Below are 21754 nucleotides of genomic sequence, written 5' to 3' on the forward strand. Positions count from 1 at the left end.
GGTTCAGGATGGGTGCGCTTCTGTAGAGCGGTGCGGCGCGGGAGAGATGACCTCCCAGGGAAGAGAAGCCGAGCGGAGTGTGGAGCGAGCAATCATGAGCCGCTGCAGGTCCCCGGTACCTTCCATGATGTCGAAGGCCTTTGCATCGCGATAACTTTGCTCAAGCGACGGAAAGGCAGCGATACCGTCAAGGCCGGCGAGATCGATTGCAGCTCGGGTGATGCGGGCGGCTACTTGTGACGCGTACGCCTTGGCCATTGACGCGTCCTCCGAAGTGGCCATTCCTCGATCTGTTTTCCACGCCGCGTGTCGGCAGAGCAACTGGGCCGTAGTGATTTGCCGATCGATATCGAGCAGAGCTTCGTTCACGTCGGCAGTGCGATGGCGTTGATTCACAGGATGTCCGCCTGCGTCGAAGTAGGCCGCGAGATCATCGCGTACTCGTCGACATGCGCCGACCATGACCGCGGAAAGTAGGGGGCGGAAGTAGTCCCATGCGTGTTGTGCGCCCGAAAACGCGTCGTTGAGAGGCTTTTCGTTACCGCGTCTGAGAAGTGCGTCGTCGGGTACTTCGCAGTCGTTGTAGGAGAGAACCGCGAGTTGACTGGCGCGCAGCCCTGCCATTTGCTCGACGCGATCGACGGAGAAGCCCGGGGTATTGCGATTTACATGGAACGCTCGAACACCGAAGCGACCAGCGTGCCGATTGATGGTGGCGAACATGATGACATCGTCTGCGCGTGCGCCATTGGTGATGAAGCACTTGGTGCCGTTCAGCACCCAGCCGCGCGCCGTCTTGCGAGCGGTGGTCCGCATCGCGGTCGCATCCGAGCCGCAGTCGGGTTCCGTAATGGCAAACGCACCCCAGCGCGGTGTGTCGCTGCGAAATCGTTTGAAGAAGCGAGTCTGTTGCTCGCCGCTGCCGAGTGCGAGGACGGGCGGCATTGCGAGGCCGGGGCCGGGCAGCGCGAGTGCTAGTGCCGCGTCTGCATATCCGAGATATTCCATCAGTGTGGTGCGCGACATTAGTGATTGCACGTCCGTGCAACCTCCGTACGCGGCCGGAACGAGATTCAGGTTCAGTGCAGGTACGTCCGAGGGTGCGCAAACTGCATCTGGAATCTGCCCTGTCCGGTCGGCTTCGGGGCCGTGCAAACGCATGCGTGCAGCAAGCTGATCCAGTTCCAGCCCGTCGGCCGAGAGGTTGGCCCGGATGGTCGCAAGCGTGGATTGCATCTGAGACGACTTCACCGACTGTGACATGAGGGATTTCTCCAGATGGCTACCGACATCGAGTGACCGACGTGCAGGGAAGTGATGGGTACTCGGCGTATGGTGTTCGGATTGCAGCGTAGGACCTGGTCACTATCCCGGCTACTCCTAACCTTGGGAGGGAGGCTTGCATGGAACCGGAAATTTGTCCGTATCGGGCGCGGATGCCCGATAATGGCGCCGGAATACAGCAGTGAATGGCCAACGACGGACGTGACCGATATGGCAGGGCGAAAACCGACAACCGAAAAGAAGATGTCGCCGGCGCAGCCGGATAAACGAGGCTCGCGCGCAATCAAGCGCGGCGACCAAGTGGCCGAGCAGATCAAGCGTTGGATTAACGACGGGCAGGCACGGCCAGGAAAGCGCTTGAACAAGGAGGCCGAGCTTCAGCAAATGTTCAACGTCAGCCGCGGCTCGATGCGCGATGCGCTCAAGGCACTGGAGATACAAGGACTCGTGAGCCTGAGTACCGGGCCGGATGGCGGGGCGACGATTACGCGCGTGCCACTGGCCCGAGCATTCCAGTCGCTGCAGAACTATCTGTTTTTCGAGAGCGTCACGCTCGAGGACATTTATGCGGTACGCCGCACGCTGGAACCCATGGTGGCGGCGGGTGCGGTTCCCCATCTGAGCGACGCGGACTTCGATGCGCTCGAGCGTAGTGTGTCCGTCTGCGAGCCGTTCGAGGCACGTCACGCCGAGGCGCTCGACCAGCGACACGAGGATATCCATTTCCACGATGTACTGGCTGCCGCGCATCCGAATGCGTTTCTGCGCAGCCTGTGCCAGATCATCAATCAGATGCTGCACACGCTCGTGATCGTGGCGGGAAACGTGACACAGCAGGACTATCAGGCATTCGGGCGGCACACGGTTGCCGCGCACCGCGCGATACTGGACGCCGCGCGACGCCGAGATGCTGACGCGGTCGCGCAACTCATGACGGCGCACATGGACGAAGCGCATTCGCAGTTGCGCACAGTGCACGCTGCGCTGCAGCAGAAGCTGGTGCTGGACTCCGAATTGGATCTTGGCGACCGCGGCGAGTCATGATGGGCAGTGAATTTTGACATTCACTACGAGCGTCGGTTCGACGACGCGGCAGTGACATCATCGATTGCCCGCCCCTACAGCGCGCTGTCGATTCGATGAGTTTGGATGTGCGCGGACGTTGCGGCTCTTTCCGCCAGTCAGCGTCCGCATGACGCATCAGCTTAAGTTCGCTACGATCGAGGCGTAATCCGCTTGGGCGTCTCAGATCATCCGCGCCCCGCTGGCGCCGGAAGCCGACAGAGCGCGCGTCATCTTAGCAAATGGCGCTCTTCCCAATGCGACCTCAAGCTCATGGCTGACCCAAAGGACCAATGCATCAGAGTGACGGCCTCCGACGATCTGTACGCCAATGGGTAGTTGGTCGTCCGTTAAGCCTGCGTAAAGACTCGCCGCGGGCAAGCCGAGTTGATTACACCATGCAGTGAAATGTGGAAACAGCTCATTGGTAGACGCTACCTCGGCGAGCGGCATGGCGACACGCGGGTACACAGGGCAGATCAGGATATCGTGTCGCTCGAAAAAGGCATTGACTGCCGCACCTAGGTCGCCGCGTTCGATCAACGCGCCAAGCAATGTTTCGCGCGACACGTCCTCTCCTTCACGAGCATATGCCTGTAGCGTCGGATCCAGATCATCGATGCCACTTGGCAGGCCGGACGTGAGCTGTCGGCAAAACGCGCGCCAGAGAGTCGCATGGATGGCGTTGCATCGACCGATGCTGGGCGGGTCGGCAGCATCAACTCGGGCGCCTAATTCGCGGAGGGTGATTGCGGCACGCATCACGGCGGCATGGATTCCAGGTTCAACCGCAATCGGCAGCCCGAGCGTTGGGCTACAGGCAATACGGATACCGTCGGGGACAGGCCGACATTGCAGACCGCGTGCGTAGTCACCACCATCGAACGGTAGGGCGTACCAGTCACGGCTGTCTGGCAGGCTGATCACGGTCAGGATGCGCGCCGCATCTTCGACGCAGCGCGTCATAGGGCCGACGTGGCTGAGCAAACCGAACGGGCCGCGTGGCGCATGAGGCACGCGCCCGAAGCTTGGTTTGAACCCGAACGTTCCGGTGAATGCAGCGGGAATACGAATGGAACCCCCGCCGTCGGTCCCGATCGCTGCGGAGCCCATCCCGAGCGCAACTGCTGCTGCTGCACCACCGCTGCTGCCGCCGGGCGTACGCGTGAGATCCCACGGATTGCGTGTAGTACCGGTAAGAGGGCTATCTGTGACTATTTTGTGTGCAAAGTCGGGTAGCGTGGTCTTGGCAAAGCAGATTGCACCCGCTTCTCGCAGTCTTGCAACGCAGGGACTGTCCGAATGCGACGCTTCTGACCCTGTAACGCGAGAGCCGAACCGAGTTGCGACGCCCGCGATGGAAACGTTGTCCTTGATGGTGATCGGTACGCCGTCAAGCGGCCCCAGGGATATGCCGCGTCGCCATCGAGCTTCGGAGGCCTCTGCCATGCTGAGCGCTGTGTCGGTAATTTCGCAGACCGCATTGACCGCCGGGTCGAGCGACTGGATGCGATCGAGCACGTCACGCATGACGTCGACCGGCGAGACTTCACCGTTTTCGTAGAGCGCGCTGAGCTCGTGGGTCGTTAGCTCGCAAAGGTTGTTCGTCATCTCGCCTCCAATTAATTATAATAAATTGAAGGTAGGTGCGATGATGGTGTATGTCAAGGCCACCATGCGGTCGATATTTGTAGGGTAAACGCGACGATGACGGCCGTTGACAGCTGATTATTAGGCTCGTAGATTAGTGATAATAAATCTGCCGAAGAACGGTGTCGCCGCTCGAGAGCGGCCTGTATGGTCTAGCGCTTCCAGCTCGCTCGATGGCGAAGTCAGATACGTCCCCGAGCGTGCGCCACCACGGCTGATAGTGCGGTGTTGGCGGGTAGGGCTACGGCAAGTGTTGCGACGGGGGGAGAACTCCGCAGAGATGGGGAGCCGAAACAGAACAGATCAACGAATACTGATGCGGTCCTCGGCGCCTTTGATGATTTGCGACAGCGGCGTGTCGAGTGCCTCAGCCAGAACGAGCAGGGCCTCGAGTCCGGCAACCGTCTCAGCGCGTTCGATGAGCGAGACGGTGTTGGGATGGACGTTTGCGCGAACAGCGAGCCCGACCTGTGTCAGCTTTTTTCTTTTGCGACGGCTGCGTATCTCGTTGCCGAGCGCTTTGATGAATGGTTCTGTGGTCATGCCAACTCGATTTGATTAGGCAAATCGAGTATCGGGGAGCATTCGCTCCGAAATTCACAATATATTGTGAATTCGATTTGTTTTGTCCTAATATTCACAATATATTGTGAATTTTATGGGGTGTCGGTCAAGCGCTGGGCCGGCGGAAGGTGGGGTGTTTGAGTCAGGGGACGTCGACCCCGCTAGGGTGACGTGTCACGTTTAGATCGCGCGCGCCCCTTTGATTGGAGTGAGCTTGCGAGGGATATATGGTAGGAATGCTTAATATATTGAGTTACGTCTGCATCTTGATGCTGATTGCTTTGGGGCTAGCCATTGTTTTCGGCCTGATGGACATTGTGAACCTTGCACACGCGGAATGGGTGACGATCGGGGCCTACACGTTGGCAGTGGCGCAATCGTTGGGCGGGCCGCATGCGTTCTGGCTCGCGTTGTTTGTCGCGCCGGCGGTTGGCGCGGTGCTCGGGTGGTTCCTTGAGCGCCTCGTGATCCGACTGCTCTACGACCGTCCGCTTGACACATTGCTCGCGACGTACGCGATCAGCTTGATTGTCCAGAAAGCCCTCGAACTGATTTTCGGCACACATCCGATGTTGGTGTACGCGCCCGTAGATGGGGCGATTCCCGTGCCGGGGGGCAGCTATCCGGCGTATCGACTCTTCGTGATTGGCGTTGCAGCGGTGGTGACGACCGGTTGCTGGCTGCTATTCGCCTATGCGCGCTTCGGAATTCAGCTGCGTGCTGTAATCCAACACCCCGCGATGGCGGAGGCCGTCGGTATCGACACGCGACGGCTGAACCGGCTGGCGTTCTGTGGCGGTGCCGCACTCGCATCGCTGGCCGGTGTACTTGTCGCGCCGATGATATCGGTGGAGTCCCATCTTGGCGTCGCCTATCTGGCCAAGGCGTTCTTCGTAATCGTGTTGGGCGGTATCGGTTCGATCGCCGGCAGTCTTCTGGGCAGCGCCTTCGTCGGCACGGCTGAAACGCTGCTCAGCTATCGCGTGGATCCGTCGCTCGCCTCGGCGATCGTGCTGATTCTGTCCATCGTTCTGATCCGTTTTCGGCCACAAGGGCTGTTGCCCGGTTTCAGCGCCGCCCATCAGCTCCACGGTAAAGGTTGAATCATGCTGCGACAACTTCTTTCGAGTATGCGCCGCTGGCTGTTTCAGCCAGCGCTCGGTATCGAAGACATCTCTCCGATGGCAATCGGCGCCGCGATCGTTGCTGCCGCATTGATCTTGCCGCATTGCCTGGGGAGCTACCCGCTTTCGACCGTGCGGGATGCGCTGATCATGGGACTGCTCGCGCTGAGCTACGACGTGCTGTGGGGCAGGGCTGGTGTGCTCACGCTCGGACACACGACCTTCTTCGGACTCGGCGCGTACGGTTTCGCAATCGCCACCGTGCAATATGGACAGACGTCCGCCGTTGGAGTGATCGTAGGGCTGATCTGTGCCATGGTCGTCGCGGTCGTGTTGGGCTATTTCCTGTTGTTCGCCGGTGTGCGGTTGCACTTTTTCGCCATTATCAGCATGGCCGTGCTGATTGTCGTCCAGCAACTGGCGACAAGCTGGCAGTCGGTCACGGGCGGTGACACGGGCCTCCTCGGCATTCCGGGATTGTCCTTCTCACCGGTCGGGCAGACGCTCGATTTGAGCGGGGCGCGCGGGTCCTGGTACACGGTCGTGATCGTGCTTGCCGTGCTGCTCGTCGCGACCTGGTTCGTATGCCGCAGCCGGTACGGCAAAGTGCTGACCGCGATCGCGACGAACGAATGGCGCGCAAAGGCGTGCGGCTATCACACGTCCGGACACCTTTTGCTGGTGTTCGTCGCATCGGCCGGACTTGCCGCTATTGCAGGAACGTTAATGGCCGCCTGTTCGGGGGTAGTGGCGCCCGATGTGTTCTCGCCGGTGCTGGCTACCGAAGTCATTCTATGGGTGGCGATCGGCGGTAAAGGCACGCTCGGTGGTCCGGTACTCGCCGCCGTCGGGTTGACGCTGCTTAAGCAAACGGTATCGAGCGCAACTACTGACGGATGGCCGCTGCTGCTCGGCGCATTGTTCCTCTGCTGCGTGCTGTTCCTGCCCAACGGCGTACGACTCGATGGCTTGATTGCCGGGACACGTCGGATCGATCGAATTCGACGGGGACGTAGCCCCTTACATCGGGCCGAACGCGTGGAAGGAGGCCGGTAATGGATACGCCGCTGATAAAGGGTGAAGGGTTGCAGCGCGCGTTCGGTGGCATTCACGCGGTCGACAACGTCGATGTGTCGATTGGCTCACACGACCTGCTGTGCGTGATTGGCCCGAACGGCGCTGGCAAGAGCACTTTGGTCGGGCTGTTGTCCGGTGCGATCGCGCCAGGGGCCGGAGAGTTGTATCTCGCCGGTGAGCGCATGACGGGGCGGCCGATGCACCGATTCTGCCGACGCGGCGTGGTTCGGAAGTTCCAAGGCACGAATACATTTCTTTCAATGAGCGTGCGCGAGAACCTCGTCGTCGCGGGCCTCGGTGTTGCCGCGTACCGGGATACGCCGATGCCGAACCCGGACGCCATTCTGGACGAGATAGGACTGTCGGACCAGGCCAACTTATGTGCGATGACCCTGCCGCATGGTGAACGCCAGTGGCTGGAGATCGGTATGGCGATGATGTGCCAACCCGCGTTGCTCTTGCTCGATGAACCGGCCGCTGGCCTCTCGGTCGCCGATGCGCAGCGGCTCGTATGCCTGATTCACCGTCTGCGCGAGCGCTGCGCGGTACTCGCGATCGAGCACGACCTGAGCTTTGTCGAAGCGCTACGGTGCGAGACCTGGGTCATGCACCGCGGCCGGATCGTTCGACGGGGCTCCTATGCGGACATCGCGCGCGATGAAGAAATCCGGCGCATCTATCTCGGTCAGGGAGCGGGTCATGCTACACATTGAGAATCTGTCTGCCGGGTATGGCGACGTAGCAGTGCTGCATCAACTCGACCTCGACGTCGGGCCAAACGAAGTTGTCGGAGTACTCGGCTGCAATGGCGTGGGAAAGACGACCCTGGTCAAAGCGATCATGGGCTTGCTGCCACGCGTGACAGGTGACGTGCGGTTTCAGGGGCAATCTATCAACGGCTTGCGCACCCATGCGATCGCCCGACGCGGCATCGGACTAGTTCCTCAGGGGCGCTGGATTTTTCCCAAACTGACCGTGCGCGAAAACCTCACGATGGGCACGCAGGCTGTGGGTGGTGGGGCGATTCTCGACGAGGTGTTCGAGTATTTCCCCATTCTCAAGTCCCGACTCTCGCAGCACGGCGGCACGCTGTCCGGTGGTGAGCAACAGGTGCTCGCGATTGCCCGCGCGCTGTGCGGTCGGCCGAAACTGCTGTTGCTGGACGAACCGTCCGACGGTGTGCAGCCGAATCTGGTCGAGCTGATCGGCGAGGTCATCCCAACGCTGTGCCGCCGATCGCAGCTCTCGGTGCTGCTCGTCGAGCAGAACCTCGATCTCGTGCTGCGCAGCGCGCAGCGCTGCATCGTGCTCAAGAATGGACGAGTTGCCCATGCCGGCCGCATCGAGCCACGAAGCGGTTCGGCGGGGGCTCATCCGTTGGCGCAATACCTGTCGCCGGCCGCCGAGTCTGACACGTTTTCAATCTCTTCACCACATTCGACGCATTCCCACCTGGACCTCACCCGATGAAGACTACGATGAATCGTCGCGCCTTTACCCGAACCGCCTTATTCAGTGCCATTGGCGCACTCGCCACGTCCGTGGTGCCGTCGCTCGCGCGCGCCGCGGCGCCGCTTAAGATTGGCTTGCTTGCACCGCTGAGCGGTCCGCTCACCCGCGTGGGCGAAACCAACCGCAACTGCGCGCAGTTGGCCGTCGACGAAATCAATGCCTCCGGTGGGTTGCTGGGCCGCCCGTTGCAACTGAGCGTCGAGGATACCCAGATGTCCACTGCTGTGACGCTGCAGAAGGCCAGGCAACTGTTGATGCGCGATGAGGTCGCGGTCCTGACCGGCATGGTGCTACCGTCCGAGCGCGAAGCAGCGTTGCAGGCCGCCAAGTCCGCTGGGCGGCTCGTGATCTACCCGAACTTCGACGAGGGGCGCTGCGATCCGAATCTGTTCACTACGGGCCTGACTGTCAACCAGCGCGTCGATCCACTGATCGATTGGCTGATGCGCAAGGGTGGTCGAACGGTCTGCGCGGTGGTCTCGGACATCGGCAGCAACCGCAAGGTGCTGGTACCCGCGCTGCAGGCAGCGGTGAAGCGTTACGGCGGGCAGTTTCTCAACGTGTATTGGTTGCCGTTCGGCACACGCGATTATGGTGCTGTCTTGCAGCAGATCGCAAGCCAGCACCCACAGATTGTCTGGCACAGCATCGGCGACGACCCGGTCACCTTCGTCAAGCAGTACCGCTCGTTCGGCATGCAACCGCAACTGGTGACTGACATTGCGCACGAGTCGCTGTCGATCGCGACCACGGGCGCGTCGACCGGGATCATTGGCGTTTCCTCGTATTTCATGAGTGTCGACAACCCGGAGAACCGGGACTTTCTCGCGCGCTACACGGCACATGAAGCTGGCCCACACGACCCTCGGTTAGGGCAGTTGGCCGTGGTGCTCCCGCACGGCGAGTGCACGTATGCCGGACTTCGCCTGTTTGCAGCGGCTGTCAAGGCGGCCGGCAGCGTCGACGTTGCCCGCGTGAAAGTCGCGCTGCCGGGTGTTTCGTTGAATCTGCCGCGGGGGAAGGCGGGCGTGAGCCAGGACGGCGACCATGTGTTGTGCCAAACCCGTATCGGCAGGGCACTGTCGGACAATAGTTTCGCGGTGTTGGACTCGGCCGGACCGATTTCACCGCAGTGCGAGGGATTGGAATGAGGTAATCAAACACGTTTTAATTTCTCTAGATTATTAAGGATTGCATATGAATGACGTACTGGGAATGAACGTCGAGAAGTTAATGGTCGGCTACCGACGCCGCTCGTTCTCGCCCGTCGAAGTTATTTCCGCGGTTCTGGACCGGGTCGCGCTCTTCAATCCCCTTGTCAACGGCGTGTGCAGCCTCGACGAGGACAGCGCGCTGGCCGCCGCACGCGAGTCGGAGCGACGCTGGATGCGCGGGGAGCCGTGTGGATTGCTGGATGGCGTACCGGTTTCGGTCAAGGACCTCGTCGCCGTGCGCGGACTGCCTACCCGATACGGATCGCTCACGTCACCCAGTGCGCCGGAGGCCGATGACGCACCCGCGGTCGCGCGACTGCGACAGGCCGGCGCGCTGCTGTTCGGCAAGACTACGACCTCGGAGTTTGGCAACAAGATCGTCACGGACAGCCCGCTCACCGGCATTACCCGTAACCCGTGGGACCGGCGTCTCACGTCCGGCGGGAGCAGCGGTGGATCAGCTGTAGCGGTTGCGCTCGGCATGGGACCGTTGTCGCTGGCCACCGACGGCGGCGGCTCAATCCGCGTCCCAGCCTGCTGGAGTGGGGTGGTCGGAATGAAACCGTCGTTCAACCTTGTGCCAGCCGGCGCGGCGGTGAGTTGGACGCACCTATCGACGCTTGGGCCGATCGCGCGCTGCGTAAGCGACGCGGCGCTGATGCTGACCGTGATGGCCCGCCAGAGCGATGCGCGAAGACTGGTTTCTGCTTGTCCCGATCTGCGCATCGGTCTGGATGATGGCATCGCCGGGTTGCGCATTGCCTATTGCCCGGCGCCTGCTGGCGTACAGGTTGAGCCTGACATCACCGTGAGCGTCCGTCAGGCGGTGGGCCTGTTCGAGGCACTCGGGGCACGGGTCGAGGAAACGGACGTGAAGCCGCTGGACGGCTATCTGGAGAGTCGCATGCACGCGACCCAGTGGGCCGTCTTCTTTGCGCAAAGAGCACGGCAGCTTCCTCCCTCTGCGCGGCAGCAGCTTGACCCGGATGTCTGTGCACTGGCCGAGGTAGGGGATGACGTCCTCACTTCGACCTTCGTCGATGCGCTTCAGGCGCGCCACGCGCTGACGGTCGCGATGGCCGCGTTCTTTGAAGACTACGACCTTCTGCTCACGCCGACATTCCATTGTGCCCCGCCGCTCGCACAGGGGCAGCCCGAGCACTCGCGCATGGCGCCGCCGTTGACGTCGTGGTGTAACCAGACTGGGTTGCCGGCGGCGAGCGTGCCGTGTGGTTTGCCTGGAGGGTTACCGACGGGCCTACAGATCATCGGGCCGTCGGGCGGCGATGCGCTAGTGCTGCGCGCGGCACGGGCGTACGAGTGCGCACGTGGTCCGTTTCCGGCTCCGCCAGAAGCAATGCAAGGCCAGACTGAGGTCGTAGAGGTGCGGATATGAATCCGCCCATCACCAAAATCGTCGTTTACCTCCTCGAGCGGCGCGCCGAACTGCAAATACAGGTCGATCCGCCGCATCGGCAAGTCGTGGCGGCGGCGGTTCTGCGGCTCGACGACTGGCACGCGGACGGGCCGACTGCGGCGCTTGAGTCGCTCTATGAACTGGGCGCTGAGCTGGGTACGTTGCTGACCGGACGGGCGCGATGGGCGTTGGATGTCACGCCGTCGGCAATTCAGGCCTACGGCAAGGCAGCGCTCGTGGGCAGCGCGGTACCGCTCGAATGTGCGGCGGCGCTCTTGCATCCCCGCATGGGAAGGGCCATGCGCGAGAGCTTGCCAGGCGCGACGTCGTTGATTCCGTCTGTGACCAAGCGTGCGGCGCCGGGCGCGTGTGTGGACATTCCGCTCCACGGCTGCACCGACATGTGGAGCTTTGACCACTTTGACACGGTCTCGCTGACGCTCGCCGATGCGCCAGCGCCGAACGAGATCGTAGTGGCGATCGCGCTGGCCGACAGCGGTAGACCGCTAGCGCGTGTTCGACCGGACTGAACAGTGTCGATGCCAAGACGGCACGACACGAACAAACAATCACAAAGACGAAGGAGACATCATGCAGATAAGAACATTTCGGGGAAGCGTGGCTAAGTTGGCTGTAACGTTGGGCGTGTGCACCGGTGCCGGGATCGCACATGCGCAATCATCGGTCTCGCTGTATGGGCTAGCGGACGCATTCATTGGCGAAGTGCATCCTGCTGGTGCAGCCGGCAACGCGTGGCAAGTCGGCTCCGGCGGGATGACGACTTCGTATTGGGGGATGTCCGGTACGGAGGATCTGGGCGGGGGGATGAAGGCCGTCTTCACGCTCGAGAGCTTTTATCGTATCAACGGCGGTCAGGCCGGTTCGTTTCCCGGACAGTCATTTTTTGGGCGAAATGCCTTCGTTGGTCTGAGCGGTCATTTCGGAGCGTTGACGCTGGGGCGCAATACCGCGCCACTGTTCGTGTCGACGCTGCTGTTCAATCCGTTCGGCAATTCGTTCGTCTTCTCGCCGATTGTCGTCCATAGTTTCCTTGGCTCGGCCATGGGTGCTGCGTCGCTCCAGAGCGACACGGCGATCGACAATTCGCTCCTTTATCAGACTCCCGAGGTTGCCGGTCTGTCCGGAAGCCTGCTGTACAGCAACGCTGGCGTTGCCGGCCATGCCGGGCAGGCCAACTACAGCGCGAACGTCTTGTATTTCGGTGGCCCGTTTTCGGCGACGGCCGCCGTGCAGAGTCTGCACACGGCATCGTTGTTTCTGAACGGCGCCACTACGCAGACTGCATGGATGGTCGGTGGCGCGTATCGGTTGAGTGTGGTCAAGCTGTTCGCCCAGTACGAGCGCGTGGACAACAACAATCGCGTCACGGACGATACGGTGCAGCTCGGGGCAAGCGTTCGGATAGGGTTAGGAAGCGTACTGATGTCGTGGGCGGGAACGCGGCGGCGACCGTCGGTCGGAGATCATCTCCGTTGGTCGACGCTCGCGCTCGGCTACGACTACCCGTTGTCGAAGCGGACCGATGTGTATGCAGCTTGGCGTTATGACACGATCACAGGTGTGTCGACTGGCAATAGTGTAGGCGCCGGAATGCGGGTCAAGTTCTAAGTTACGCCGCTTCGTTGCAGCAGAACGCGGCCGGGCCGGTATCCGACTTCGGCTGCGTTGCGCACGCATCGATTCGACAGAGCACGGTGCGCTCTGCCTCGACGTGAGGCTCGCGGTATCATGTCCCAACATCATCACGAACACTTCATGGCTCATGGTTTTGCCGATAGTCCGACGCGCGGGACGCAAGCCGCTTACCAAAGGCGACCTTCTGCCGTTGCCGACCGCGAAGGTCCGAGCGCTGTCCCTCGAAAATCATATGGCACTGGCCGCTGTAAGGGCTGGTCACGGGGGAGAAGAGCAAATTAGTTGTCTGCTACGGGTCGTCTATCTCGCATTCTATATGCGCAACGAGACGGGAGCGGGGGCGGATTTGAACCTGTACCGGCAAGCCGAGGCCGCTTTGGAGGCCTGCATTGCACGTGCGGAGCAGGGCGCTGCCTGGTTGTTGCTCGATCGCGAGCAGTCCACGATCGAGCAGATGTTAGTCGTCCATGACGAGCAGTTGGCGGCGGTATCGATGCACAGGTACTGCACCGCATGGGAAGACCTTCAACGATTCATGACCGGACAGATCCGGTCACCCATTCCGACGTCGGGCGCGGCGCCGTGAAGCCAAACAGCTTACCGTAAGCGCATCCTGAGATCATCCTTTCAGCCTCCGCGTGACCAATACCACATCGGTCACTGTGGAAAGGTCGTATCGAAACGCGATGGCGTTGCCAGGCTTCGATGCGACGGATCACGAGCATGTCGCGTGCAATCTCTGGAGAGACACCATTTTTAACCGACGGAATGTCCCGTCGGTACGACGGGTTTGGTATCTGATCATCCTTGCTGCTTGAATGCCTTTCAGTTCCGGCCATGTTCGTGCCGGATATGGAGGGCTAATCATGTCTTGGAATGATGATGGAACGCGAACGATCTTGCGCCGCCGACAAGTCGAGCGGTGCACGGGCCTATCGAGATCGACAATCTATAAGCGCATGCGAGACGGAACGTTTCCGCCTGCCATTCCGCTTGGTGGACGAATGGTAGGGTGGCGGGCGACCGATATCGAACAATTCCTGGCCGATCCGTCGCGATATCGAGCATCCCAGGCGCACGAGACGGAAGACAGGGGAGATGGCGGTGAAGCACGATGAGCAATCGCCGTCACTCGATGAGCGTCTTCGCAATTGGGGGCAGTCGAATCGCGGCGCGTACGATCCCGGCGATGCCGAACGTGTAACCCGGGCGTGGCGAACGCTGCAGCCACGACATCGGGAGGTTCTGCGGATGGTCTACCTCTGGCATGCGAGTCGGGAGGTCGTGTGTCGACGACTGAAGATTGTTCGCCATCCAGGTCATCTGTTCGATTTCGAACTCCGTGCTGCGCGGTCCGCGCTTGCCCGCGCCCTTGAGGAAGGCAAGTTCACACAGTAGCGTTCGCGGAATGAATGTTCGGCGAGTTCAGTTGCATAGGCGCTCATGCAGAGCGAAGCGCAGGCGCATCGCGATGGTGAGTCGTGGACAAGATCACGTTCTTGCCGAACAAAAACTAAATATAGGAACAGCAAGGAATATTGCGGCGCGACTGGGAACGAAATGCGTTCTGTTGGCGAGCGTCGGCGCTTGAATCGCCGTGACGGCTGACCTACAGTGAAGCCAACAATCTGATCCGGTCAACGTGCGTAGCACGACCGAGTACGCGTTAGCGGCCCCGATGCATCGATGTCTGTGAAAGGTGTGCCGTAGCACACATGAGAAAGCCTGCGATTGGTTCGCAATCGCAGGCTTTTTGTTTGCTGGTTGGGTTTCAAGATTCCCCGTTGAACCCGCGGTGGTCTTTGTGACGCCGCGGGTTCTCTTTTTCATGGACGGCTGTCGACGCTCGGAGCTCATCCGAGGAAACACGGTCATGAAATCGCTTCTAGTGGCTTCGGCTCATGGTGGTACAGGCAGAACGACGTTCGTGTGTCAGTTCGCCCATTATCTTCGTCTGGTACGTGGATACCGGGTGTTGGTGCTTGATCTGGCCGAGCCGGCATGCAGTGCCATTTCGCTCACACGCGGCACCTGCGCGCGCATGACGAAGTGCCCGTCATCCAATGTTCGGCGCGATCGACTATCTGACACGGCCAGACCGTACATTGGGGTGCTCGCCGCAGCCACTATCGCCGGCATTGCGTATCGGGACGATCCGGTCGGCGCGCGTTGTTACGCCAACTTGCGACACTTGTTGTCCCAGGTCGACGCATTGTTCGACATCTGTCTGATCGATAGTTCACCGTGGCCTGATTTGCGTGCCGTATGCGCGGCAGCGCTCGCGGATGCGCTGATCAGTCCAGTTACGTTGTCACCAGACGCGCTGGAGCCGATCGTTGATTTTGTCAACGGCGACAAGGGCGTGCGCGATGTACGCGCGCGCCTCAATCCGTCGCTCTGCTTTATCGGCATCGTGCCCAACTGCATCGAGCCGACCTCGCAGCAGACTCGGCGTGGTTGGTTCGAGGTGCCCATGGGCGCATGGCTGGTTCCGCATGATCAAAGTCCAACAGGCCACCTGTTGCTGCCTCGGCTCGACGTCATTCCGCGGGCGCAGGCATGTGGGATATCGGTAGCGGAACTTGTCCAGGGCGATGTGAATGTTCATCGCGAATGGATGGCCATGAGCGCGTGTTTCGATGTGATCGCTCGACGACTCGATGCCATACGCGAGGCCCCGTTGCAGTCGGAATGGAGCGAGGCGTGTCATGTGTAAGTTCACCTCGATTCCGAATATACGTCGAACTGTGCGGTTCGGTGTGGTTTCGCTTGCCGTCGTGCTTGGCACGTTCATGGCGTGGCCCGATGTGACGCATGCGGACGATTGGGGCTGTCAGGTGATGTTGTGTCTGTCTAATCCGGGTGGCCCGGAGCAGTACGCGGAATGCGAACCGCCAATCGAAAGATTATGGGACGCGCTGCGACACGGTGATCCGTTTCCAACTTGCGATTTCGCTACAGGTGGCGCGCGAGGCGGATCGGCGACCAACACGTTCGCCGACTCCAGCTATTGCCGAGAACCCATGTTGTACTGGGCTGGGTCGGAGCAGAGCGAACGTATGTGGCAGGCAATTGGTGCGATCAACGCCAAGGTCGACTATCAACTCGATGATCGTGTCTGGCGGCGTGTCGGAAACCAGAGACCGACGGTCACGAAATTCTATGGCGCTGGCAGCGCACCGTCGACCTATGACATTGGAAATTCGACAGCGGATCACCTGCAGCAGGTCAATCGACTTGGTTGGAGGAATCGATGATGCCGCTCGATTTCTTGTCCATCGCGCAACGCTGTGCGCCGCAGATCAACCCGACCACGATGGCGGCGATCGTGCGGACCGAATCTGGATTCAATCCCTACGCGATTGGCGTCGTACACGGTCGGTTGCGTCGACAGCCATTGAGTGCCGCCGAAGCGGTCGCGACAGCACGTGCGTTGGAGGAGACCGGCTGGAACTTCAGCGTCGGACTCGCGCAGGTGAATCGGGAGAATTGGCCGGCCTACGGCATGACCCCCGAGAACGCGTTTGAGCCGTGCCGCAACTTGGCGGCCGGTGCGGCGATCCTCCACCGTTGTTTTAGCGCGGCGGCGAAGGCCAGCGAGTTCCGTGTACTGACCGATCATCAATCTGATGTCCAAGCCGCGCTGCGCGCGGGTCTGTCCTGCTATGCGAGCGGTAATTTCTCGACCGGCTACCGGACGGGCTACGTACAGCATGTCGTCGAGAACGCCGCGACGCTGAAGTCTTCCGTACCGGAGATCGTGCCAATTCCGGTCTTACCGATCGGTTCTGTGCCGCCTATCCGTTCATCACGCTCTCGATCTTTGATTCAGCAGCCATCGCGACGGGATTACGACGGAGTGAATGCGGTGTCGCCCGTTGCGGATCCGGAGCGCGAACCGGACGCGAGTGCAGTGGTGTTCTAGCTCTTCATTTTAGGAATCAGGTGGTGATCAATCGACGCGGAGTCGGACATGTATTTAGGAATACGATTCAATAAATGGGCGATCGATGTGCGAATGGTGAGACTGCTATCCGGGCGAAGAACGGCTCGCGCAATCGCTCTGGCCGCTTCGTCCCTGATGTTCGTTGTTCCGGCATGGGCGCAACTATCTCAGGTCAATGCGCTGCTGAACATGATCCAGACAACACTGTTGAGCGTCGGCGGCGTGATCTGTTCGATTTCCATTATCTGGGCGGGATTTCGAATGATGTTCCAGCACGCCCGGTTCGGTGATATCGCGAATGTGTTTATCGGCGGCCTGTTCGTCGGTTGCGCGACGGTCATCGCCGGCATGTTGATCCCGACGAGTTGATCTGGGCGGCGCCGAACCATGCACGCACTCAAAGATCCCGTCTTCAAAGGCTGCACCCGTCCCGCGATGCTGTGGGGGGTGCCGCTGGTTCCGTTCCTGATGATCGGCGGCGGCATGCTGATTCCGGCCATCTGGGCACTGCTGGCCAGTCCGCTGCTGGGCGTCGCGATCCTCTTTCTGATGATTCCCGTATTCGTCGCGATGCGGTGGATCACGCGCCATGACGACCAGCGGCTCGCGCAGCACGGGCGACGCGTTCGTATGGCGCTGTGCCAGCGCAATCGCCGCTTCTGGGGCGTGCATGCCTATGTGCCGGTGCGCCTGAAGAGGAGGGCGTGAGATGGCGGGAAAGATGCCGATCGTGTCCGTCGCGAACCGGGAAGTACCGCTTGCCGGCTATATCCCGTACTCGACACATGTGACCGACCACGTTATCAAGACGCGCGAAGGCGACTACGTGCAAATCTGGAAGATCGCCGGCATCGCCTTTGAGGCGGCCGATCCTGCCGATATCCTCGCGCGGCATGACGGGTTCAACCAGTTCGTGCGTGGACTCGCGGGCGGCCATGTGTCGCTGTGGTCGCATCGTTTGCGTCGGCGGGTGTCGGACCAGTTTTCGACCCAGTACCGCAATCACTTCTGCGAGGAGCTTGCGACACGCTACTACGGGAGCTTTTCGGGCTACCGGATGATGGCCAACGAGTTGTATCTGACGGTGGTCTACCGCCCAAACCGCACGCGACTGGGACGTGTCTTCAGCCGTGCGGCACGCCGCACGCGCGACGATATCCGACGCGATCAGGTCGACGCATTGAAGGTCATGACGGAGCTCTCCGCCCAGGTTGAATCCAGCCTCAAACCGTACGAGCCGATTGCGCTTGGCGTTTATCGCCGGCCCAGCCCCGTCGGGCGGACCTCGCGCCGCTATTCGTCGGCGCTGGAGTTGCTCGGCTATCTGGTCAACGGGGTTTGGGAGCGCGAACCCGTGCCCGCTGGCCCGATTCGCGAGGCGCTGCCGATTTCGCGGCTGTTTGTCGGTGCCGAGAAAGTCGAGATTCGTATGCCGACGAAAACGCGCTTCGCGGCGATGCTCGACCTCAAGGATTATCCGGAAGACACCGAACCAGGCATGCTCAACGGCTTGCTGTACGGCGACTTCGAGTATATCGAGACGCAGAGCTTCACGATCCTGGACAAACCCACAGGGAAGGAAGCGCTGGAGCGGCAGCGCAATCAGCTCATCGCCGGCGAAGATGTTGCTGTGTCCCAGGTCGAAGCGATCGACCAGGCGCTCGATGAGCTGATCAACGGGAATTTCGTTCTCGGCGAGTACCACTATTCGCTGGCGGTGCTCGGTGACACGCTGGACGAAGTGTCACGAAGCATCGCCAAAGCCCGTACGCAACTGGCCGATGCCGGCTTCCAGACGGCACTGATCGATCTGGTGGCTGATGCGGCGTGGTTCGCGCAACTGCCGGCCAACTGGCGCTATCGGCCGCGCGAGGCAAAGCTCACGTCGCGCAATTTTTGTGGCCTGGCGAGTCTGCACAACTTCGCGACCGGCAAACGTGACGGTAATCCGTGGGGCGAGGCAATCACGATCGTCAAGACGCCGAGCGGCCAGCCACTCTATCTGAACTTCCACGCGACACCGGACAAGCAGGACTCGTTCGACGAGAAGGCGCTTGCCAACACCCAGATCATCGGCCGAGCCGGCGCGGGCAAGACGGTGCTCGAGCTATTCCTGCTGGCCATGGCGACCAAGTATGGCATCACAGCCGTGCTGTTTGACAAGGACCGCGGCACGGAGATCGCGATTCGTGCGATGGGTGGGACCTATACGGTATTCCGCCGCGGTGAACCAACTGGGCTGAATCCGTTCCAGATGCCGCCGGATGAGCTGGTGATCGACTTTTGGGAGCGCCTTGTGCGCAAACTCGTCGACATCGGTGCGCCGATGTCGGCGAAGGACGAACTCGACATCTCGCGTGCTGTTCGCGAGGTCGCGCGTATGGATAAACCGCTGCGCCGCCTGTCGATGGTACGGCAGCTTTTGCCGAACGTCGGTGAAAACAGCTTGCACGCGCGACTGGCGAAATGGTGTGCGGGCGGGCGTCTGGGTTGGGTGCTCGACAATCCGACTGATCGCATCGATCTGGCGCACGCGGACCTGTTTGGTTTTGACGATACCGAGCTGCTGGACGATACCGAGGTATCGACGCCCGTCACGATGTACCTGCTGCATCGGACCGAGCACTTGATTGACGGTCGACGCTTCATTTACGTGATGACCGAATTCTGGAAGCGGCTCAGCGATCCTGTCTTTACGGATTTCGCCAAAAACAAGCAGAAGACGATCCGCAAACAGAACGGGCTGGGGATTTTCGACACTCAGTCACCGGCCGATGTGTTGCGCAGTGACATCGCGAGTGCGCTGATCGAGCAGAGCGCGACATTCTTCTTCCTGCCGAATCCGCGCGCCGACTACGACGATTATGTGCATGGCTTCAAGTTGACCGACGCGGAATTCAATATCGTACGCAACCTGGGCGAGAGCAGTCGCCTGTTCCTCGTCAAACAGGGCCATCGCTCCGCGATTGGCCGGCTCGATCTCGCCGGGCTCGGGGATGTGCTCGATGTGCTCTCTGGCACGACCGACAACGTGGAACTGCTCGACACGATTCGCGCTCAGGTTGGCGACGCACCGCAGGATTGGCTACCCGTATTCCATGACGAGCTCGCGAAGCGCCGCGCGGCGCAGGTCGGAGCGCGACCGTCTTCAAAGCCAGGTCCGGGAGGTGCGTGATGAGCGGCCTCTTTACCGCTGTGGGTGGCACCCTTGAAAACGGCATGTCGAGCTACGTGACGAATGTGTCGTCGGCGCTTTCCGGGGCACTCGTGCCCGTTGCGACCACGGCCGTGACGATCTGGGTGCTGGCCTATGGTCTCGCGGTGGTACGCGGCGAGGCCCACGAGGCCGTGCCTGCCTTTGCCTGGCGAGGGTTGAAAGTGGCGATCACGCTGGCGTTCGCGCTGAGCGCCGGGATCTACCAGCAGCACGTCGTCGGTGCGGTCAACGGTGCGACGGCGGGGCTGGCACAGACAATCCAGAATGCGGCGAACACGACGGGTGGGGGTAATCCGGGATGCGGTTCGACCAATGACAGTAGCGTAACAGGACAGGCTGCTGCGACCAGCATTTATCAGACGCTCGACTGCTACGACCAGCAGGTTGACCTCGTGATGGACGCCTACTTCAACAAGGCGACGCACGAGGGGATCAGCCCGAGCGGTCTGGCCGCCGCGATGGGGGATTTCCTCTGCGGCCTGATTGCCGCGCTCGGTGGCTCGATCTTTTTGATTGTCCTGGCCTTCGAGGTGGTGATGGCGAGGATGCTGCTCGAACTTGTGCTCGGACTGGGCCCGATCTTCATCGCGTGCGGGGCATTTGCGCCGACCGCGCGGTTTTTCGAAGCGTGGACCGCGAAGCTTGCCAATTACGCGTTGCTGCAGGTCCTTGTCGCAGCGTTCCTCGGTATGGCGCTCACAGCGTTCTCGGCCGAGCTCACCTCGCTCCATGCGACGAGCAGTTCACCCGGTGCCGACTCGTCAGCCCTGATGCAAGCGATTTCCGCCTCCCTTGACGATGCCGCTCCGGCCGCCGCTGCGATTAGCATGTTTGCGACCGGCTTGTTCCTCGCGATGGTCGGTTGGCAGTTGCCATCTGTTGCGGCTGGCCTGTCTGGTGGCGCAACCCTATCGGGTTTTGGGGCGTTTGCAGCCGGCATGGCGTCGCGAAGTCTCGTCACGGCGCTCGGCCGGGTGCTCGTCCGTAACGGACAAGGACCGCGCTCCGGTGGTGAGATTCGCGACCTGACCGGTTTAGGCGGCGGATCGAGTGGTGGATCGGGCGGCGGTGCAGTGCCGGCTTACCAGCGCGTTGCGCGCGCGAATTTGGGCCAGCAGAACAGTTGAGAGGGAGGTGACGACCATGGACGGACGAAGCAGATGGTTGCGTGCCGTATGCATGTGGGCGGCGTGGTGCGCCGGCGCTCACGCGCAAGGGATCCCAGTCTATGACGCGCAGAACGTGGTGCAGGCCATTGCGACTGTCGGTCAGCTCAAGCAGCAGGTGCAGCAGGAAATCCAGATCTACCAGTCGACGGTCGGTACACGCGGCTTCGGTGCGCTGCTGAGCAATCCGATCGTCGCCAACTCGTTGCCATCGAACTGGCAGGGCGTCTATACCGCCATCCAGAACGGTGGTTACGCGGGCCTGACCGGCAGCGCGCAGGCGTTGCGCTCGGCCAGTCAGATTTACAACTGCGAGGATCAGACCGGAATCGATCGACAGCTGTGCCAGCGCGCGCTCAACAAGCCCTACCAGGATAAGGCGTTTGGCCTGCAGGCATACCAGACCGAGTTGCAGGAGCTGAACCAGATCCAGAGCTTGGCGCAACAGATCAATGCGACGCAGGATCCGAAGGGCGTGGCCGAGTTACAGGCGCGCATTCAGACGGAATCGACAGCGGTCGGCAACGAGATGACGAAGCTGCAACTCTTCCGGATGCTGGCCGAGACCGAGGACAAGCTCGTGGCCGAACAGCGGAGCGAACTGGTATTGAGCCGAGCGGGCAAGACCAACCGGCCACAGGACCGAATGGTGCCTGTGTCATTCGGAAACTGAGGTGACGCCATGTTCAAGCTGAGCTCACTGACGTTGGCCGGGTGCCTCGCCTGGAGTCTGGCCGCTTGCAGCAGCGGGCCACCGAAACCCGTGTTGCCGGACGGTTTGCATCGCGTGCCGATCAACCGCGTGCCGCCCGTCCCGGACTGGCCAATGGCGGTGCCCACCGCTCCGAACCAGCCGGCATCGTCG

22 protein-coding genes are annotated in these 21754 nt (G+C 61.1%); 19 read left to right on the forward strand and 3 right to left on the reverse strand.

Features of this window, described 5'->3' with window-relative positions:
• Positions 1-3: 3 nt before the first annotated feature.
• Positions 4-1263 (reverse strand): acyl-CoA dehydrogenase family protein, encoded by a 1260-nt coding sequence (locus tag DID98_RS08860; protein WP_124570578.1) that lies wholly within the window; start codon positions 1261-1263, stop codon positions 4-6.
• Positions 1264-1494: 231 nt separating this feature from the next.
• Between DID98_RS08860 and DID98_RS08865 the strand changes: the two genes are divergently transcribed.
• Entirely contained in the window at positions 1495-2328 is an 834-nt protein-coding gene (locus DID98_RS08865) for a FadR/GntR family transcriptional regulator (RefSeq protein WP_043177517.1), read from the forward strand.
• A 201-nt stretch (positions 2329-2529) separates the two neighbouring features.
• On the opposite strand, the gene DID98_RS08870 is transcribed toward DID98_RS08865, so the two are convergent.
• Positions 2530-3957, reverse strand: coding sequence for an amidase family protein (locus tag DID98_RS08870; RefSeq protein WP_124570579.1), 1428 nt, complete (start codon positions 3955-3957; stop codon positions 2530-2532).
• Between the two features lie 342 nt (positions 3958-4299).
• Positions 4300-4539, reverse strand: a complete 240-nt coding sequence (locus DID98_RS08875) for a helix-turn-helix domain-containing protein (protein WP_124570580.1) — start codon at positions 4537-4539, stop codon at positions 4300-4302.
• A 248-nt stretch (positions 4540-4787) separates the two neighbouring features.
• On the opposite strand from DID98_RS08875, the gene DID98_RS08880 reads away from it, so the two are divergent.
• The 18 genes from DID98_RS08880 to virB5 all read left to right on the forward strand — a co-directional run bounded on the left by DID98_RS08880 (position 4788) and on the right by virB5 (position 21562).
• Positions 4788-5663, forward strand: a complete 876-nt coding sequence (locus tag DID98_RS08880; RefSeq protein WP_124570581.1) for a branched-chain amino acid ABC transporter permease — start codon at positions 4788-4790, stop codon at positions 5661-5663.
• A 3-nt stretch (positions 5664-5666) separates the two neighbouring features.
• A complete protein-coding gene (locus DID98_RS08885; protein WP_124570582.1) occupies positions 5667-6740 on the forward strand; it encodes a branched-chain amino acid ABC transporter permease in 1074 nt (357 codons plus the stop codon).
• Complete coding sequence (locus DID98_RS08890; RefSeq protein ID WP_124570583.1) at positions 6740-7474, forward strand: ABC transporter ATP-binding protein; 735 nt, start codon at positions 6740-6742, stop codon at positions 7472-7474. The genes DID98_RS08885 and DID98_RS08890 overlap by 1 nt, the downstream gene beginning before the upstream one ends.
• Positions 7461-8231, forward strand: coding sequence for an ABC transporter ATP-binding protein (locus DID98_RS08895; RefSeq protein ID WP_124570615.1), 771 nt, complete (start codon positions 7461-7463; stop codon positions 8229-8231). Before DID98_RS08890 ends, DID98_RS08895 begins: the two co-directional genes overlap by 14 nt.
• 8 nt (positions 8232-8239) lie before the next feature.
• The gene (locus tag DID98_RS08900) at positions 8240-9424 is read left to right on the forward strand and encodes an ABC transporter substrate-binding protein (protein WP_124570616.1); all 1185 of its coding nucleotides are present in this window, start codon (positions 8240-8242) and stop codon (positions 9422-9424) included.
• Positions 9425-9470: 46 nt separating this feature from the next.
• Positions 9471-10883, forward strand: a complete 1413-nt coding sequence (locus DID98_RS08905) for an amidase family protein (RefSeq protein WP_124570584.1) — start codon at positions 9471-9473, stop codon at positions 10881-10883.
• On the forward strand, positions 10880-11434 hold the full coding sequence (locus DID98_RS08910; protein ID WP_124570585.1) for an amino acid synthesis family protein: 555 nt from the start codon (positions 10880-10882) through the stop codon (positions 11432-11434). The genes DID98_RS08905 and DID98_RS08910 overlap by 4 nt, the downstream gene beginning before the upstream one ends.
• 61 nt (positions 11435-11495) lie before the next feature.
• Positions 11496-12533 (forward strand): porin, encoded by a 1038-nt coding sequence (locus tag DID98_RS08915; RefSeq protein ID WP_124570586.1) that lies wholly within the window; start codon positions 11496-11498, stop codon positions 12531-12533.
• A 154-nt stretch (positions 12534-12687) separates the two neighbouring features.
• Positions 12688-13146, forward strand: coding sequence for a hypothetical protein (locus DID98_RS08920; protein ID WP_124570587.1), 459 nt, complete (start codon positions 12688-12690; stop codon positions 13144-13146).
• A gap of 280 nt (positions 13147-13426) precedes the next feature.
• On the forward strand, positions 13427-13678 hold the full coding sequence (locus tag DID98_RS08925; protein ID WP_081052594.1) for an AlpA family transcriptional regulator: 252 nt from the start codon (positions 13427-13429) through the stop codon (positions 13676-13678).
• A 755-nt stretch (positions 13679-14433) separates the two neighbouring features.
• The gene (locus DID98_RS08935) at positions 14434-15276 is read left to right on the forward strand and encodes a ParA family protein (RefSeq protein WP_185640838.1); all 843 of its coding nucleotides are present in this window, start codon (positions 14434-14436) and stop codon (positions 15274-15276) included.
• A complete protein-coding gene (locus tag DID98_RS08940) occupies positions 15269-15817 on the forward strand; it encodes a hypothetical protein (protein ID WP_124570590.1) in 549 nt (182 codons plus the stop codon). The genes DID98_RS08935 and DID98_RS08940 overlap by 8 nt, the downstream gene beginning before the upstream one ends.
• On the forward strand, positions 15814-16485 hold the full coding sequence (locus tag DID98_RS08945) for a lytic transglycosylase domain-containing protein (RefSeq protein WP_124570591.1): 672 nt from the start codon (positions 15814-15816) through the stop codon (positions 16483-16485). The genes DID98_RS08940 and DID98_RS08945 overlap by 4 nt, the downstream gene beginning before the upstream one ends.
• Positions 16486-16533: 48 nt before the next feature.
• Positions 16534-16875: a TrbC/VirB2 family protein gene (locus DID98_RS08950; protein WP_124570592.1), complete on the forward strand. Its 342-nt coding sequence runs from the start codon at positions 16534-16536 to the stop codon at positions 16873-16875.
• Positions 16876-16893: 18 nt separating this feature from the next.
• Entirely contained in the window at positions 16894-17214 is a 321-nt protein-coding gene (locus DID98_RS08955) for a type IV secretion system protein VirB3 (protein ID WP_059493347.1), read from the forward strand.
• Position 17215: 1 nt separating this feature from the next.
• Positions 17216-19681: a VirB4 family type IV secretion/conjugal transfer ATPase gene (locus DID98_RS08960; RefSeq protein WP_124570593.1), complete on the forward strand. Its 2466-nt coding sequence runs from the start codon at positions 17216-17218 to the stop codon at positions 19679-19681.
• Positions 19681-20850: a type IV secretion system protein gene (locus tag DID98_RS08965; RefSeq protein WP_124570594.1), complete on the forward strand. Its 1170-nt coding sequence runs from the start codon at positions 19681-19683 to the stop codon at positions 20848-20850. Before DID98_RS08960 ends, DID98_RS08965 begins: the two co-directional genes overlap by 1 nt.
• 16 nt (positions 20851-20866) lie before the next feature.
• Positions 20867-21562, forward strand: coding sequence for a P-type DNA transfer protein VirB5 (gene virB5, locus DID98_RS08970; protein ID WP_124570595.1), 696 nt, complete (start codon positions 20867-20869; stop codon positions 21560-21562).
• Positions 21563-21754 lie beyond the last annotated feature (192 nt).

This window comes from Burkholderia sp. Bp8984 (assembly GCF_003853755.1).
In the GTDB taxonomy this organism is placed as follows: Bacteria; Pseudomonadota; Gammaproteobacteria; order Burkholderiales; family Burkholderiaceae; genus Burkholderia.

What these genes read in the sequence shown, in the direction of transcription:
- DID98_RS08860 (WP_124570578.1), bottom strand. Translation starts at nt 1,263, where the DNA reads ATGTCACAGTCGGTGAAGTCGTCTCAGATGCAATCCACGCTTGCGACC.
- DID98_RS08865 (WP_043177517.1), top strand. Translation starts at nt 1,495, where the DNA reads ATGGCAGGGCGAAAACCGACAACCGAAAAGAAGATGTCGCCGGCGCAG.
- DID98_RS08870 (WP_124570579.1), bottom strand. Translation starts at nt 3,957, where the DNA reads ATGACGAACAACCTTTGCGAGCTAACGACCCACGAGCTCAGCGCGCTC.
- DID98_RS08875 (WP_124570580.1), bottom strand. Translation starts at nt 4,539, where the DNA reads ATGACCACAGAACCATTCATCAAAGCGCTCGGCAACGAGATACGCAGC.
- DID98_RS08880 (WP_124570581.1), top strand. Translation starts at nt 4,788, where the DNA reads ATGGTAGGAATGCTTAATATATTGAGTTACGTCTGCATCTTGATGCTG.
- DID98_RS08885 (WP_124570582.1), top strand. Translation starts at nt 5,667, where the DNA reads ATGCTGCGACAACTTCTTTCGAGTATGCGCCGCTGGCTGTTTCAGCCA.
- DID98_RS08890 (WP_124570583.1), top strand. Translation starts at nt 6,740, where the DNA reads ATGGATACGCCGCTGATAAAGGGTGAAGGGTTGCAGCGCGCGTTCGGT.
- DID98_RS08895 (WP_124570615.1), top strand. Translation starts at nt 7,461, where the DNA reads ATGCTACACATTGAGAATCTGTCTGCCGGGTATGGCGACGTAGCAGTG.
- DID98_RS08900 (WP_124570616.1), top strand. Translation starts at nt 8,240, where the DNA reads ATGAATCGTCGCGCCTTTACCCGAACCGCCTTATTCAGTGCCATTGGC.
- DID98_RS08905 (WP_124570584.1), top strand. Translation starts at nt 9,471, where the DNA reads ATGAATGACGTACTGGGAATGAACGTCGAGAAGTTAATGGTCGGCTAC.
- DID98_RS08910 (WP_124570585.1), top strand. Translation starts at nt 10,880, where the DNA reads ATGAATCCGCCCATCACCAAAATCGTCGTTTACCTCCTCGAGCGGCGC.
- DID98_RS08915 (WP_124570586.1), top strand. Translation starts at nt 11,496, where the DNA reads ATGCAGATAAGAACATTTCGGGGAAGCGTGGCTAAGTTGGCTGTAACG.
- DID98_RS08920 (WP_124570587.1), top strand. Translation starts at nt 12,688, where the DNA reads ATGGTTTTGCCGATAGTCCGACGCGCGGGACGCAAGCCGCTTACCAAA.
- DID98_RS08925 (WP_081052594.1), top strand. Translation starts at nt 13,427, where the DNA reads ATGTCTTGGAATGATGATGGAACGCGAACGATCTTGCGCCGCCGACAA.
- DID98_RS08935 (WP_185640838.1), top strand. Translation starts at nt 14,434, where the DNA reads ATGAAATCGCTTCTAGTGGCTTCGGCTCATGGTGGTACAGGCAGAACG.
- DID98_RS08940 (WP_124570590.1), top strand. Translation starts at nt 15,269, where the DNA reads ATGTGTAAGTTCACCTCGATTCCGAATATACGTCGAACTGTGCGGTTC.
- DID98_RS08945 (WP_124570591.1), top strand. Translation starts at nt 15,814, where the DNA reads ATGATGCCGCTCGATTTCTTGTCCATCGCGCAACGCTGTGCGCCGCAG.
- DID98_RS08950 (WP_124570592.1), top strand. Translation starts at nt 16,534, where the DNA reads ATGTATTTAGGAATACGATTCAATAAATGGGCGATCGATGTGCGAATG.
- DID98_RS08955 (WP_059493347.1), top strand. Translation starts at nt 16,894, where the DNA reads ATGCACGCACTCAAAGATCCCGTCTTCAAAGGCTGCACCCGTCCCGCG.
- DID98_RS08960 (WP_124570593.1), top strand. Translation starts at nt 17,216, where the DNA reads ATGGCGGGAAAGATGCCGATCGTGTCCGTCGCGAACCGGGAAGTACCG.
- DID98_RS08965 (WP_124570594.1), top strand. Translation starts at nt 19,681, where the DNA reads ATGAGCGGCCTCTTTACCGCTGTGGGTGGCACCCTTGAAAACGGCATG.
- virB5 (WP_124570595.1), top strand. Translation starts at nt 20,867, where the DNA reads ATGGACGGACGAAGCAGATGGTTGCGTGCCGTATGCATGTGGGCGGCG.